The sequence below is a fragment of the Streptomyces sp. NPDC001068 genome, assembly GCF_042897315.1.
Taxonomy (GTDB): domain Bacteria; phylum Actinomycetota; class Actinomycetes; order Streptomycetales; family Streptomycetaceae; genus Streptomyces.
In genome coordinates, this window is record NZ_JBIAYD010000006.1 from 430,077 (window position 1) to 444,839 (window position 14,763).

The following is a 14,763-nucleotide window of genomic DNA, read 5'->3' on the forward strand; positions in this document are numbered from 1 at the left end:
GAAGGAGACAGCTCATGGTCGCGAAAAAGACCGACGGCTCGCCGGAAACGGCGCGCGTACCCGAGGACATGACCTTCGACGTCGTCATCCTCGGATCGGGACTGGCAGGTTCCGTGACCGGCGCGATCCTGGCCAGGCACGGCGCCAAGGTGCTGCTGGTCGACGCGGCCGCGCACCCGCGCTTCGCCATCGGTGAGTCCATGACCCCGCAGCTCGTGGAATGGATCCACATCCTTGCCGAGCGCCACGACATTCCCGAGCTCAAGAGCCTGGCCAGTGTCGAGGCCTCCACCCGCGACATCGGTCCCACCTTCGGTACGAAGGCTCACTTCGGGTTCATGAAGCACGAGGTCGGCAAGGAGCCCGATCCGCGTGAGGCCACCCAGCTCGCGCTGCCGAAGATCTTCCACCAGAACAGCCACATGTTCCGTCAGGACAGCGACGCCTTCATGTTTCACGTGGCGATCAAGTACGGCTGCACGCCCCGGCAGAACTGGCGCGCCAACGAGGTCGAGTTCGACGACGACGGTGTGACCGTGGTCGGCAGGAGCGCCGCCCCGGGCGCGCAGCCCGAGCGGTACCGGGCGAAGTACCTGGTGGACGCCTCCGGCTTCCGCTCCCCGCTGGCCGACAAGTTCGATCTGCGGGACAAGCCGGCCCGGTTCAAGCACCACTCCCGGTCCATGTTCACCCACTACGTCGGCATCAAGCGGTTCGACGACGTCAGCGGGCACCCGCAGGACCTGCGCCCGCCGGCCGACTGGCACACCGGGACGATGCACCACCTCATCGAGCGCGGCTGGTTCTGGATCATCCCGTTCGACAACCACGAGAAGTCCCGCAACCCGCTGTGCAGCGTCGGCCTCACGATGGACGAGCGCACCTATCCCAAGCCCGACGACCTCACACCCGAGCAGGAGTTCCAGCTCTTCCTGGACCGGTATCCGGCGGTCAAGCGGCAGTTCGACGGCGCCACCCGGGTGCGTGAGTGGATCTCCACCGACCGGCTCCAGTACTCGTCGAAGCAGACCATCGGCGACCGCTGGTGCCTGATGTCGCATGCGGCCGGCTTCCTCGACCCGCTGTTCTCCCGTGGCCTGTCGAACACCATGGAGGTGGTCGACGCGCTGACCTCGCGGCTGGTGTCCGCCCTCGAGGACGGCGACTTCTCCGCGGAGCGCTTCGAGTACGTCGAGAGGGTGGAGCAGGGGCTGCTCCAGTACAACGACGACCTGGTCAACAGTTCCTTCATCGCCTTCTCGCACTTCCGGCTGTGGAACGCGGTCTTCCGGGTCTGGGGTTCCTTCATCACCCCGGGCACCATGCGGCTGACGCGGGCCCGGCTGCGGCACTTCCGCGACCACGACGAGCGGCACTTCGACGAGCTGGAGAACGTCGCCCACCCGGGCCTGTGGTGGCCGCAGAGCGACTCGTTCAAGAGGCTGCTGGAGGCCACCGCGGAGACCTGCGAGAAGTACGAGGCCGGCGCGCTGACCGGCGACGAGGCCGCCGACATCGTCTTCGGGCTGCTCCAGGAGTCGCCCGTCGTCAACCCGGTCTTCGGCTGGAAGGACGAGAAGCGGCGCTTCATCTACCCCTCGACGCTGACGATGGCCCGCTTCCTGTACTGGGCCTCGGTCCAGGCCCCGGCCGAGATGAACAGCGTCGGCCGCGACTTCCTGCTCGGGATCGTCAAGGCCGGGGTGAAGGTCCGCAAGCTCCTCTGACCCGCGCGACGCTCTGGCACGCGGCCGCGGACCGTCCCGTCGCCGACCGCGCCCGTGCGTCCTCCACGGGCGCGGCGGGCGGGGGACGGCCCCGCGGTTCCCGGGAGACGTCGCCGTGGAGGACCGCACGTCCGCGGTCCGCCCCGTGGGCCGGGCTCGTGCCCGCGGGCTCCCGTTGTCGTTCTACGGAGGTAGCAGGTGAAAGGCGTCATTCTGGCCGGCGGAAGTGGGACGCGCCTGCATCCCATTACTCTCGGGGTTTCCAAGCAGTTGCTTCCCGTCTATGACAAGCCCATGATCTATTACCCCCTCTCGGTGCTGATGCTGGGCGGGATCACAGACATCCTGCTGATTTCGGCGCCCGACGATCTGCCGGGATTCAAGAGGCTGTTGGGGGACGGATCCGATCTCGGTCTGCGCCTGACGTACGCGGAGCAGGACGAACCGCGCGGGCTCGCGGATGCGTTCGTGATCGGCGCGGACCACATCGGTGCGGACGACGTGGCCCTCATCCTCGGGGACAACATCTTCTACGGGCCGGGTTTCGGCGGCCTGCTCAAGGCCAGGGTGCGGCAGCACGGGCAGGGTTGTGTCCTCTTCGGCTACCCGGTGCGTGACCCCCATCGATACGGAGTGGGGGAGGTTGACGCCTCCGGGCGGCTGGTGTCGATCGAGGAGAAGCCTGAGCGGCCGAAGTCCAATCTCGCGATCACCGGGCTGTACCTGTACGACAACGACGTCGTGGACATCGCCAAGAATCTGCATCCGTCCGCCCGTGGTGAACTGGAGATCACCGACGTCAACAACGAGTACCTGCGGCGCGGCACGGCCGAGTTCGTCTCCTTGGGGCGGGGCTTCGCCTGGCTGGACACCGGAACGCACGACTCGCTCATCGAGGCTTCGCAGTACGTGCAGATCCTGGAGCGGCGCCAGGGGGTGAGGATCGCTTGCGTGGAGGAGATCGCCTGGCGCCAGGGATTCATCGACCGGGAGAGCTGCCGCCGGCTGGGAAGCCGGCTCGCGAAAACCCCCTACGGTCAGTACGTGATGGACATCGCGGACGCGAGCTGAACATGCGCACAGTGTCGATCGGGGCGCTCAAAAGCCGCTCAGAAATCAGTCGTTGACGATCCCGGCCGATATGTGTCACGCTAGCCGAGGCGGATTCGTGCTGCCCTGAAACAGGATGCTGGACTTCTTCTTCCCTTCCTGTCCCCCTTCCCCCTTTTTTCCTTTTCTCCTTTCCTCGCATTTCCCGCTGCTGAACTCCGGTCGGGATTGCGTCGTCCTCGCGTGCGCCCAAGGTGCGGGCTCTGCCCGCGCCTTGGGCGCACCGTGCTGCCCGGGCCTGGCGCCCAGGGGATCTGGATCCGGTCGGCGACAGCCCGGAACCGGCCAAGAAGAGCCGGCCTCCGGCCCGGCGGAGCACGCCGAAAGCTCATCCGACCTGCGCTTCCATCGTCCGATGGGGGATTGATGGTTGGGAGCCTGCTAGTTAAGTACATTGATAGATGAATGCGTTGACGATACTCTCGTGGTCTGGCAACGCGCACCGAGGGAGACAGTGATGAGCCAGGAGTTCAAGAACCACGACATGACGATGATGTTCACGATCCACGCCGCCCTGCGGCGCGAGGTGGAGCGGATCGCCCGGATCACGGCCCGGGTCGACGAGGACCCCCGTCATGTGCTGAGCACCGCGGTCGGCTGGGAGCTGTTCAAGAAGTTCCTGACGATCCACCACACGGCCGAGGACGTCACCGTGTGGCCGGTGATGCAGAAGGCGCTGGCCGACAAGCCCGACGAGCTCGCCCTGCTGGCGGACATGGAGGCGGAGCACGCCGTCATCGACCCGCTGCTCGCGGACATCGACGCGGCCCTCGCCGACCGGGACTCCGGCCTGGAGCGTCTGGGCGGCCTGGCCGACGCACTGCACACGCACCTCAACACCCACCTCGACCACGAGGAGGGCGACGCGCTCAAGCTCATGGACATCACCATGAGCAAGGAGGAATGGGCGGTGTTCGCCGTCGCGGGGCGCGATGCCATCGGCGACGACGCCCGCCGCTACCTGCCCTGGCTGCTCGACGGCATGCCCGCCGACCAGCTGGCCGCATTCGTCTCCAACATGCCCGACGCTCTCCGTATCCCCTACGAGAACGACTGGCGCGCCGCCTACGAGGAGCTGGACATCTGGCACGCCAGGTCCCGCTCCGCCAATCGCTGACGTGGCCCCACGCGCCGCCGTGAGCCGTGCTGATCCCGCCCGTCGAGGGCCGGAGCGGCGCCCGGCCGGCGGCGCGACGCGCCGGGAGCGATACGGCGGTTCGTCCCCGGGCCCATCACTCACGTACGGATGAAAAGGAACTGCTATGCGTGTTCTGATCGCGGTCGCGCCATTGACGGCCCATCTGTACCCCAGCGTTCCGCTGGCGTGGGCGCTGCAGAGTGCCGGGCACGAGGTCCGGCTGGCCAGCGGCACGGAGCTGGCCGGACAGATCTCCGCGGCCGGCCTCACCGCGGTTCGGCTCGGCGGAGACCCGGCTTCGCCGATGCCGCACATCTCCGAGGCGGAGCTGGACCGGTTCAGCGAAGCGCTCGGGTTCGAGCCCGGCTCCGACCACGGCCGGCTCTGGCAGGCGATCCGCTATTACCTGGTGGCGAACGTCGCGCGCTACTACCCGGACGCCGAGGGGCAGCAGCCGCTCGCGGACAACCTGGTCGAGTTCGCCCGTGAGTGGCGGCCGGACCTGGTGATCTGGGACGTGGCCAACCCCGTGGGCTCGGTCGCGGCGCGGGAGTGCGGGGCCGCGTCCGCCCGGCTGCTGTGGGGCCCCGACTACTTCGGCTGGATCCACGGGCGGCTGACCGAACGTGCCGCACAGGCGAACCCGCTGGCCGAGACCCTGGCACCGGTCTTCGGGCGGTACGGCCACGACTACTCACAGGACATGGTCCTGGGCGACTTCACCATCGACCCGCTTCCCACCCACACGCAACTGCCCCGCTCGCCGGGGCAGCGCGTCGTCCCCATGCGCTTCGTGCCGTACACCGGGGCGGTCCCGGTGCCGGAGTGGCTGCTGCGGGCGCCGTCGCGGCCCCGGGTGTGCCTGTCGCTCGGCGTGACCAAGCGCAAGGTCACCGCCGGCCGGGACGAGCGGCTCGCGGCCGTGTTCGAGGCGGTGGCCGGAATGGACGTGGAGGTGGTGGCCACGGTCAACGCCGATCAGCTGGGCGAGGACCAGAAGGTGCCCGACAACGTGCGGCTGGTCGACTACCTCCCACTCACCCAGGTGACACCGACCTGCTCGGCGATCATTCACCATGGCGGCTTCGGTACGTTCTTCGCCGCGGCCGAGCACCGGGTGCCCCACATGATCATCACGGAGGAGCTCGGTACCGGGCTGTCCAGCAGTCGCTACCTGGAGGCCCGGGGCGCGGGCGTGTCCCTGCACACCGATGATCTGACCGCCGCGCAGGTGGCCCGTGAGCTGTCCGGGCTGTTGACCGAGCCGTCGTTCCAGCAGGGTGCCGCAGCCGTGTACGCGGACATGGCCGCCGCTCCCAGCCCCGCCGAGATCGTTCCGATCCTGGAGCGGATGGCCGCGCGGCACCGGACGGGGGACTGACCGGCGATGGACGTGGACGAGACCCGGATACCCGGCGCGTTCGTCTTCACGCCGAGGCAGATCCACGACGAACGGGGCGCGTTCGCCGAAGTGCTCCGCTGCGACCGGGTCGAGGAGGCCACCGGACGTCCGTTCCGGCCCGCGCAGATCAACTCCTCGGTGTCCCGGCGGAACACCCTCCGCGGTGTCCACTCCGTGATCACGCCGCCGGGACAGGCGAAGTACGTCACCTGCGTGCGCGGAGCGGTCCGCGACATCATCGTCGACCTGCGGGTGGGCTCGCCCGCCTTCGGTGTGCACCACGTGGTCGACCTGGACCCCGAAGCCGGCCGGTGCCTGTACGTACCGGAGGGGGTCGGGCACGGGTTCCTGGCGCTCACCGACGACTCCTGTGTCTGCTACGCGGTCTCCACGCAGTACGTACCGGGGACCCAGATCGAGATCGACCCCTTCGATCCGGAACTCGCGCTCCCGTGGGGGCACACCGAGCCGCCGGTGATGTCGGCGAAGGACGCGCAGGCACAGGGAGTTCGTGCGGCGCTCGACGCGGGGCTGCTGGCGAACTGGCGGGATGTCACGGCGGCGATTCCCGCCGGCCGGCAATGACACGGAGGTCCGGCGCACGGCTGCGCCGGGTGGGGTCCGCAAGCTCCTGACTGACCGTCAACTGCGTTGACCTTAAGTGCAGTTGAGGTTCTACGGTTCCGTCATTGAGCGTCGTCAACGACAAGGCAAGGAGATTCGCGTTGAGTACCGACATCGGTCCGGCGGCAGTACCGCGGGCGACCCGAAAGGAATGGCTGGGGCTGCTGGTCCTCGGGCTCCCCACCATGCTCATGGCCATGGACCTGACCGTCCTGCACCTGGCCCTGCCCGCACTCACCGAGGATCTGCGGCCCAGCAACACCGAGTTGCTGTGGATCGTGGACATCTACGGCTTCCTCACCGCCGGTCTCCTGATCACCATGGGCTCGATCGGGGACAGAATCGGCCGTCGGCGGCTGCTGCTGATCGGCGCGGCCGTGTTCGGGGTGGCGTCGGTGCTCTCCGGATTCGCGGTCAACCCGGCGATGCTCATCGCCTCCCGGGCGCTCCTGGGCATCGCGGGCTCCACGCTGATGCCCTCCACCCTCTCCCTGATCCGGGTCATGTTCCAGGATCCCAAGCAGCAGGGTGCCGCGATCGGGGCCTGGACCGGTTTCTTCGGCCTCGGCACGGTGATCGGCCCGCTGGTCGGCGGCACGTTCCTCCAGCTGTTCTGGTGGGGATCGGTCTTCCTGATCGGCGTCCCCGTCATGCTGCTGCTGATCGTGTGCGGCCCGACCCTGCTGCCGGAGTACCGGGACGAGTCGGTACGCCGCCCGGACTTCCCGAGCGCGGTCCTGTCCATCCTCGCGATTCTCGGCCTGATCTACGGTCTCAAGCGGATCACCGCCGACGGTCTGGGCCTGGAGTCGGGCGGTGCCATCGTCATCGGCCTGGTGCTGGGAGCACTGTTCATCTCCCGTCAGCGCCGGCTCGAGCAGCCGCTGGTCGAGCTCTCCCTGTTCCGCAGCAAGCTGTTCGGCAGCGCCCTCGGCATGCTCCTCCTGGCGACCCTGCTCAACTCGGCCGCGCAGTTCTTCGTCATGCAGTACCTGCAGCTGGCGCACGGGCTGTCCGCGATCCATGCCGGGCTCTGGTCGCTGCCCACCACCCTCGCGGTCATGGTCGGCGCGATGGCGGCCCCTGCCCTCGCGAGTCGCATGAAGCTGAGCACACTGCTCGCAGGCGGCCTGGCGCTCACCGCGGCGGGCATGCTGCTGCTGGCCCAGGTCAGGAACCCCTCCGACCTGTATGTCGTGGTGGTGGGGGCGGCGGTCATCGGACTCGGGCTCGGGCCGATGATCTCGCTGGGCACCGGACTGATCGTGGGAGCCGCACCGCCCGAGCGGGCCGGTGCCGCCTCCGCGATGGCGGCGACCGGCACCGACCTCGGCGCGTCGCTGGGCATCGCCGTGATCGGCAGCGTCGGCTTCGCCGTGTACCGGGCGAACCTGGCGGACAACCTTCCGGCCGGACTGCCGAACGGCGTCGCCGAGACGGCCAAGCAGACCCTGGCCGCCGCGGTCGACGTCGCCGGTACGCTGCCGGCCGCCGAGGGATCCCGGCTGCTGTCGGTGGCCCGGGAGGCCTTCGTGCACGGTCTCCAGACGACCGCGCTGGTGGGCGCGGCGATCGCCGCGCTGCTGGCGGTGGGCGCCGCCACCCTGCTGCGCAGCGCCCGGATGCCGGGCCCTCCGCCCGAGGCGGAGACGGAGGCCGAGAACGCGGCGAAGTCCCCCGCGGCAGTGGAGGGCTGACACGCCGCCGACAGGCTCCGCCGGCCGGCCGGGTCGCCCGCCGGTGTGAACCGACATCTCGACCGGGCTCCCGAGGGACCGCCCTTGCCGTACGGGCCGGCGGCGGTCGTGGTCACCGTGCCCCGGGCCGACGCACCGGCTGTGGTGGCCGACGACGCTCTGCCGCGGGCTGGTGCCCGCGGCAGGGGCTGCGCGGCCGCCTGTCCGTCCGGTCGGGCGGCGCGATGAACGGCCGTCCTTCCTTCCGGCGGGTGGACGCGGCCAGGGCCGACGCCCGCGAAGGGTTCGGCGACGTGGACGCGGATACGGCCGGGCGGTGCCGCCGCCCCTGTGCTCGGCCGGGCCCGGCGGCGGCCCGGTCTCCGGGGCGGAGCGGCTCTCCGGCCCTCTGCGGTGCCCCTTCCCGCAGGTCCCCCGTACCGCGCACGCGGGCCGGAACCGCGCATACGGCACACCGCCGTCCTGGATCCGCCCGACCGGTTCGGGTCCCGGCCCGAACGGCCGGGCAGGACGACGTCGGATCACCGACGTGATACGCCCCAAGGCCCCGGAGAATCGCGCACGGCGAGCCGGCCGGCCTGCCCGGGCGGAGGCATCCTCCCTCTCCCGATGAGCGGCGCCGCCCCGCTGTCCGTGCGGCCACGCCGACAGTCCCAGGTGACGCCCGGTCCCCGAGGGGCCCGGCCTCGATGCCGGGCGTCGGTGTCAGAACCCCCTCTCCTGCTTCCCCTCCGCTCGTCCGCCCGCCGTCAACAGCGGTCCCGGAGGGAAGCGGGCGGCCCGGCCTCGCGACCGATGCCGAGCCGACGTGCTTTTCGCGCCCCCGCGACAGCACCTTCCAGCGATCACACCCCCAGTCGCGTTCTGGCCGCGTCACGGAGGCACCCTCCCCGGCCCGTACGCCGGAACCCCGCGTACGGCTCGGCCCGACGCCGGCCAGGGACGACGGAAGGAGAGAAGTAGTGAAGGCTCGCATCAGCCGCGAGGCGCAGGCGCCCCCGGCACCGCACCCGCCTCCCGTGCACGGACCGGTCCCCGGCGATCACGGCGGGGGGCGGACATGCGCGTACTCGTGACCGGCGCCGCAGGGTTCATCGGATCGGCCTATGTCAGGGAGCTGCTCGCCGGTACCTACCCGGCCTGGCAGGACGCTCAGGTCACCGTGCTCGACCTGCTCACCTACGCGGGCAACCTCGCGAACCTGGACCTGGTAAAGGGGCGGTTCACCTTCGTGCACGGCGACATCGGCGACGTCGGGCTGCTCGACCGGGTGGTGCCGGGGCACGACGTAGTGGTGAACTTCGCGGCCGAGTCCCATGTGGACCGCTCGATCGCGGAGTCCGCCGACTTCGTGCGCACCAACGTGCTCGGTGTCGACAGGCTGTTCGACGCCTGTCTCAGGGCCGGAGTCAAGCGCGTCGTCCATGTCTCCACCGACGAGGTGTACGGCTCCATCGACGCCGGTTCCTGGGACGAGACCGCGCCTCTGGCGCCGAACTCGCCGTACGCCGCCGCCAAGGCCGCCGGCGACCTGCTCGCGCGCGCCTACCACGTCACCCACGGGCTGCCCGTGGTCATCACCCGGTGCGGCAACAACTACGGCCCCTACCAGTACCCGGAGAAGGTCATCCCGCTCTTCGTGACGCGGCTGCTCACCGGGGGGACGGTGCCGCTCTACGGGGACGGCGCGAACGTACGGGACTGGATCCACGTCACCGACCACTGCCGGGGCATCCAGGTCGCCGCCGAGCACGGTGAAGCCGGCGAGGTCTACCACATCGCCGGCACCCGCGAGCTGAGCAACATCGAACTGACCGACCGGCTGCTGGCCGCCTGCGGAGCGGGCTGGGACCAGGTGGAGAAGGTGCCGGACCGCCTCGGCCACGACCGGCGGTACTCGCTGACCGACGCGAAGCTGCGCGAGCTCGGATACGCGCCGCGCATCCCGTTCGAGCAAGGACTGGCCGACACCGTGCGCTGGTACGCCGAGCACGCCGGCTGGTGGCAGGAGGGGCGACAGTGAGGAGCGACCACGTGCACAGTGACACCACGACAGGTGGGACGGCGTCTTCGCCGTCGGCCGACGCACGGTCAGGTGAGCCACGACCGGCCGTCGCGGTCCTGGGGGCGAACGGCTCCATCGGCAGGCATGTCGTCTCGGCCTTCGAGACCACTGGCTACCGAGTTCTCGCGGTAGCCAGGAAGCGGCCCCCGACGGCGGCAGGGGCCGGGTTCCTCGAACTGGATCTCTCCGCGACCTCGCCCGCCGAGCTCGCCGAGGTCCTGACGGCGGCGGGCGCCCAGGTGATGGTGAACGCCGTCGGAGGGTGGTCCCCGTCCACGGAGGACAACCAGCACGTCCATGTCGAGCTCGTCCGGCGCCTGCTGGACGCCGCCGCACTGATGCCCGCACCGCCGCGGCTCGTACAGATCGGTTCGGTCCACGAATACGGTCCGGTACCCCACGGCACGGTGACGAGCGAGTCCCGCGAGCCGAGACCACAGACTCCGTACGCCCGCTCGAAGCTGGCCGGCACGGAAGCCGTGTTGCGGGCGACCGGGACAGGCCAGGTGCAGGGGATCGTACTGCGCGTGGTGAACGTGTTCGGCCCCGACGCGGCGGCGGGCAGCTTCCTCGGTTCGGTCGTGCGAAGGCTCCGCGCGCTCCCGGCCGGTGCCCGGCTGCGACTCGAGGTGAGCCGGGACGAACGGGACTACGTCGATGTACGGGATCTTGCCGACGCGGTCGTGCGGGCGGCGGAATCCCCGCTTGCCGGGCGGACCGTCAACATCGGGCGTGGCGAGGCGCTCGACATGCGCCGGATGCTCGGACTGCTCGTCGCCGAGGCCGGACAGGACCCGGACGTGCTCGATCTGACGACCGGACCGGTGAGCTCCAACGGAGGCGCCTGGACCAGGGCCGACATCCGCAGTGCGCGCCGGCTGCTGGGCTGGGCGCCGAAGATCGATGTCCGGCAGTCGTTGCGGGACATGTGGGAGGCCGCCGCCGAACTCTGACGGTTCGGCGCCGCAGGCGTCCGCGCCCTCCGTGAACACCCCGTACGCCCTTGTCCGGGGTACGCAGAAAGAGGACTTTCATGATCTTGGTCACCGGCTCGACCGGAAACGTCGGCCGCAACGTCGTGCGCGAACTCCTTGCCGCGGGCGAGCAGGTGCGCGCGCTCACTCGGAACCCCACCGGGTGCGGCCTGCCGGCCGAGGCCGAAGTGGTCGAAGGGGATCTCACCCGGCCCGAGACGCTCTCCGCCGCACTCGACGGGGTGCAACGGGCCTTCCTCTTCCCGCTCTTCGGGGAACTCGAGGCCTTCCTCGGTCACGCACGCCGAAGCGGCCTCGACCGGATCGTGCTGCTCTCCTCCTCGGCGGCGACCTTCACCGTTCCGGGGTGGATCGGCGAAGCACACCGGGGCAACGAGGCGCAGGTGCGCGCCTCCGGGATCGACGCCACGTTCGTGCGCCCCACCCTCTTCATGGCGAACGACCTCTCCTGGGCGGAGCAGATCGCTTCGGCAGGAGTCGTCCGCGGTCCCTACGCCAAAGCCGCCACCGCACCCGTGGACGAGCGTGACATCGCCGCGGTGGCCTCCGCGGCCCTGACGTCCACCCGGACCCTGGACCACGTCTCGCTCACCGGGCCCGAATCGCTGAACCCGTCGGAGCGTGTGGGGATCATCGCCGAAGTGCTCGGCGTGACGGCGGAGTACGAGGAGATCTCGCGCTCCCAGGCGCACGCGCACCTGGTCCGGGAGATGCCGCCCCAGGCCGCGGACTTCATGCTCGACCAGCTCAAGGACGCAGCCGAGGGCGGGGCCGAGCCCGTCTCCACCGCCGAGGCCGTCATGGGCCGGGCGGCCCACACGTACGCGTCCTGGGTCGGGCACCGCAGCGCCGACTTCCGGCGATGAACCCTCCCTTCGGCAGGAGCGCCCGCGGGAACGCCCCCGCGGGTCCGCTCCGGTCGGGCTCCGGATGTGAGGCCGGCTAACCGGCTCGGGGCCGGGCCCTCGTACCCATCGACGCCGCACCGCGGGCTCTCCAGTCCGCCGCGCGGTGTTTTTTCGCGCCGCGCAAGCGGTTCCTTTTCGTCCATGTCCCTTGAAGGAGGGATCCGTGACCACCACCGAATACCCCAAGGCGGCCCCACCCGGCCGATCCGGGCGGGCCCCGTCGCTGACCTCGCTGCCGTCGCTGACAGGGCTCCGGTTCTATGCGGCTACGGCCGTGTTCGTCTGCCACGTCACCACCGGCAACATGGGCCTTTTCAGCGGGGAGAGGGGGAAGGACATCGCCCGTTGGTTCAATGTCGGGGGCGGCCTCGGGGTCTCGTTCTTCTTCATCCTCAGCGGATTCATCCTCACCTGGTCCGCCCGCCCCTCGGACACCCCGCTGCTGTTCATGCGCCGCCGTGTGGTCAAGCTGTTCCCCAACCACCTGGTCACCTTCGTCCTCGCCCTGCTGGTCTTCGCCGGCGCGACCATCACCTCCTGGAAGCAGTGGCTGCCCAACCTGTTCCTCGTGCAGACCTGGTCCTGGGATCCGTTGGTGACGTTCAGCGTCAACCAGCCCAGCTGGTCGCTCGGTTGTGAGCTCGTCTTCTACCTGTGCTTCCCGCTGCTGTACCGCGCGGTGAACAAGATCTCCCCGGCGCGACTGTGGGCCTGGGCCGTCGCCTTCCTGGCCGTCATCGTCGCCGTACCCGTGTTCGCGTCCGCCGTGCTGCCCAGTGACGTCACCCTCCCCGGCTGGCAGACGAACGAGATCCAGAACTGGTTCATCTACAACCTTCCGCCGGTGCGGATGCTGGAGTTCGTGCTCGGCATGCTGCTCGCCCGGATCGTGCTGACCGACCGGTGGGTGGGCGTGAAGGTGTGGCAGGCGGTGGTGCTGACCGCCATCGCGTACTACGTGTCGCTCCAGATCCCCCTCCTGTACTCCCTCTGCGCGATCTGGGCGGCCCCGATCGGCCTGCTCATCGCCGCCACCGCGGTCGCCGACATCCGCGCGAAGCGCTCGCCGTTCCGCGGACGGGTGATGAAGTGGCTCGGCGAAGTGTCCTTCGCGGTCTACCTGATGCAGGCCACCGTGCTGATCGGGGCCCAGCGCCACATCCTCTCCAAGCACGGCCCCTACACCCTCGCCGAGGGAATCGGAGTGGCCCTGCTGCTCTGGGTCGTCACCACCGCGCTCGCGTACCTGCTGTACGCGCTGGTCGAGCGGCCGGCGATGAAGCGCTTCAGCCGGCCTCGCCGAAAGGACCTCGGGGTGCCCGCAACCGGGCAGCTGGAGAACGCCCGTTGACACCGTGAGTGTGCGCAGAACACGCTCACGGCCTGAGTCATTTTGTCATGAGAGTGAACGATTTGAGTGATCCGAACTCTCCGCTCCGTGCGGTCGTGCGCGGACTCCCCACCCGAACTCTGCAACCCCTGAACAAGGACGTGTCGACATGACCGAGACCCCCGTACCCGAACAGTTCCCGAACTCCGCGCGCATCATGGACTACTTCCTCGGCGGCTCCGAGAGCCTCCCCGTCGACCGTGCCGCGGCCGACAGCATCGTGAAGCTGCTGCCGGGCGGCCCCGTGGGGGCACGCGCCAACCGGCGCTTCCTCAACCGCGCGGTCCGCACCGCCGCCCGGCGCGGTGTCAGCCAGTTCCTGGACCTCGGCAGCGGTATCCCGGCCGTAGGGGCCACCCACGAGATCGCCCCCGAGGCCAAGGTCGTCTACAACGACAACGACCCGGTCGTCGGGGACATCGCCCGCCGCATCCTGGGCGAGTCCCCGGACGGCCGCACGGCCTACGTCGACGCCGACTTCCGTGACCCCGGCTCGGTGCTCTCGGCCCCGGCCACCAAGGAACTCCTCGACCTCTCCCGGCCGGTGGGGGTGCTGTTCGGCGCTCTCCTGCACTTCGCGGTCGCCGCCGACGACCCGTACGGCATCGTCGAGCGCTACAAGGAAGCGTTGGCGCCCGGCAGCTTCATCGTCATCACCCACTCCAGCCCCGACTACGTCTCCGCACCGGTGCGGGCCGCGGTCGCCGAGTTGTACACCAAGCTCCAGGTCGACCTCGCCCAGCGCTCCCGCTCGGAGATCAGGCAGTTCGTCGACACCGAGGGCTGGACGGTGCTCGAACCCGGTGTGGTGTCCGTCAACGAGTGGGAGACGGAGGAGGAGCGGGCGGACGACGCGGACTACCAGACCAGCCGGGAGGACGCCGCCGGATACGCCGCCGTCGCCGTGAAGAACTGATCAACGCCTCTGTCCGGCAACTCTGTTCGGCCGTCGACGCCGCGGCGCCGGCGGCCGGACACCCCACCGGCTTCGACAAGATGATCCGTGAGCACGGGAACGAAGCCGGGCGGACGGTCGACCGCCCGCCGCCCCGGGCGGCCCCCGAATCACCGAAGCCGGGGCGCAGGTCCGCACCCTTCTCTGTCCGGCGCGACACCACTCCGACTCCCATGAAAGGGATGCGCATGTCCGCATCAGCGCGATCGCTGACCCGTGCCCGAGAGACCGGGCCCATCGAGCCACTGAGTCTGCGCCGAGTGTGCGGCCTGTTCACGACCGGTGTCACGGTCATCACCACCGGCCCCGACGGCGACGCCGACGGCACCACCGTCAACTCGTTCACGTCCGTCTCACTGGAACCCCCGCTGGTGCTGTTCTGTCTGCACCAGCAGTCCCGGCTGCACACGCTTCTGGAGCAGAGCGGCGGGTTCACCGTCAACTTCCTGTCCGGACGGCAGCAGTCGCTGGCCCGGCACTTCGCCGGACGCCGGGCTGGTGCCTCCGCCTTCGAGGGCGTCCCGCACCACTTCACCGAAGACGGGCTGCCGGTGCTCAGCGAGGCCCTCGCCCACCTGACATGCACCACGGTCGACGTCCACACCGCCGGCGACCACGACATCGTCATAGGCGAGGTGGTGGACCTGGGCGTCCCCGAACACGGCCGGGAGCCACTGATCTTCTTCGACGGCTCGCTGGGCCCGCTGGAGACCGGCGCGGACCGCTTCCAGCACACTCGGCAGGCGTCCTGA

Annotated in this window: 12 protein-coding genes; all 12 read left to right on the plus strand. The window is 69.8% G+C overall.

Translation table 11 applies throughout. The annotated features are described in order from the left end of the window. Positions 1-14 precede the first annotated feature (14 nt). Positions 15-1,727, plus strand: coding sequence for an NAD(P)/FAD-dependent oxidoreductase (locus ACFY3I_RS19580; RefSeq protein WP_390861680.1), 1,713 nt, complete (start codon positions 15-17; stop codon positions 1,725-1,727). A gap of 198 nt (positions 1,728-1,925) precedes the next feature. Beyond that, entirely contained in the window at positions 1,926-2,798 is an 873-nt protein-coding gene (gene rfbA / locus ACFY3I_RS19585; RefSeq protein WP_390861681.1) for a glucose-1-phosphate thymidylyltransferase RfbA, read from the plus strand. A gap of 496 nt (positions 2,799-3,294) precedes the next feature. Further along, positions 3,295-3,954 (plus strand): hemerythrin domain-containing protein, encoded by a 660-nt coding sequence (locus ACFY3I_RS19590; protein ID WP_390861682.1) that lies wholly within the window; start codon positions 3,295-3,297, stop codon positions 3,952-3,954. Between the two features lie 145 nt (positions 3,955-4,099). Next, a complete protein-coding gene (locus tag ACFY3I_RS19595; RefSeq protein ID WP_390861683.1) occupies positions 4,100-5,356 on the plus strand; it encodes a nucleotide disphospho-sugar-binding domain-containing protein in 1,257 nt (418 codons plus the stop codon). A 6-nt stretch (positions 5,357-5,362) separates the two neighbouring features. Next, entirely contained in the window at positions 5,363-5,962 is a 600-nt protein-coding gene (locus ACFY3I_RS19600; protein WP_390861684.1) for a dTDP-4-dehydrorhamnose 3,5-epimerase family protein, read from the plus strand. A gap of 140 nt (positions 5,963-6,102) precedes the next feature. Next, on the plus strand, positions 6,103-7,698 hold the full coding sequence (locus ACFY3I_RS19605; RefSeq protein WP_390861685.1) for an MFS transporter: 1,596 nt from the start codon (positions 6,103-6,105) through the stop codon (positions 7,696-7,698). A gap of 1,060 nt (positions 7,699-8,758) precedes the next feature. Beyond that, entirely contained in the window at positions 8,759-9,721 is a 963-nt protein-coding gene (gene rfbB, locus ACFY3I_RS19610) for a dTDP-glucose 4,6-dehydratase (RefSeq protein ID WP_390861686.1), read from the plus strand. Positions 9,722-9,732: 11 nt separating this feature from the next. Continuing rightward, positions 9,733-10,716 carry an NAD-dependent epimerase/dehydratase family protein gene (locus ACFY3I_RS19615; RefSeq protein WP_390861687.1) on the plus strand — a complete coding sequence of 328 codons (984 nt, stop codon included), beginning with the start codon at positions 9,733-9,735 and terminating at the stop codon, positions 10,714-10,716. Positions 10,717-10,796: 80 nt separating this feature from the next. Beyond that, positions 10,797-11,624, plus strand: a complete 828-nt coding sequence (locus tag ACFY3I_RS19620; RefSeq protein ID WP_390861688.1) for an NAD(P)H-binding protein — start codon at positions 10,797-10,799, stop codon at positions 11,622-11,624. A gap of 205 nt (positions 11,625-11,829) precedes the next feature. Next, positions 11,830-13,017: an acyltransferase family protein gene (locus tag ACFY3I_RS19625; RefSeq protein ID WP_390861689.1), complete on the plus strand. Its 1,188-nt coding sequence runs from the start codon at positions 11,830-11,832 to the stop codon at positions 13,015-13,017. Between the two features lie 148 nt (positions 13,018-13,165). Further along, the gene (locus tag ACFY3I_RS19630; RefSeq protein WP_390861690.1) at positions 13,166-13,972 is read left to right on the plus strand and encodes an SAM-dependent methyltransferase; all 807 of its coding nucleotides are present in this window, start codon (positions 13,166-13,168) and stop codon (positions 13,970-13,972) included. A 227-nt stretch (positions 13,973-14,199) separates the two neighbouring features. Next, positions 14,200-14,763, plus strand: coding sequence for a flavin reductase family protein (locus ACFY3I_RS19635; RefSeq protein WP_390861691.1), 564 nt, complete (start codon positions 14,200-14,202; stop codon positions 14,761-14,763).

Excerpts from the sequence above, each read along its gene's own strand:
- ACFY3I_RS19595 (WP_390861683.1), top strand. The coding sequence starts at position 4,100 with ATGCGTGTTCTGATCGCGGTCGCGCCATTGACGGCCCATCTGTACCCC.
- rfbB (WP_390861686.1), top strand. The coding sequence starts at position 8,759 with ATGCGCGTACTCGTGACCGGCGCCGCAGGGTTCATCGGATCGGCCTAT.
- ACFY3I_RS19635 (WP_390861691.1), top strand. The coding sequence starts at position 14,200 with ATGTCCGCATCAGCGCGATCGCTGACCCGTGCCCGAGAGACCGGGCCC.
- ACFY3I_RS19580 (WP_390861680.1), top strand. The coding sequence starts at position 15 with ATGGTCGCGAAAAAGACCGACGGCTCGCCGGAAACGGCGCGCGTACCC.
- ACFY3I_RS19600 (WP_390861684.1), top strand. The coding sequence starts at position 5,363 with ATGGACGTGGACGAGACCCGGATACCCGGCGCGTTCGTCTTCACGCCG.
- ACFY3I_RS19630 (WP_390861690.1), top strand. The coding sequence starts at position 13,166 with ATGACCGAGACCCCCGTACCCGAACAGTTCCCGAACTCCGCGCGCATC.
- ACFY3I_RS19620 (WP_390861688.1), top strand. The coding sequence starts at position 10,797 with ATGATCTTGGTCACCGGCTCGACCGGAAACGTCGGCCGCAACGTCGTG.
- ACFY3I_RS19590 (WP_390861682.1), top strand. The coding sequence starts at position 3,295 with ATGAGCCAGGAGTTCAAGAACCACGACATGACGATGATGTTCACGATC.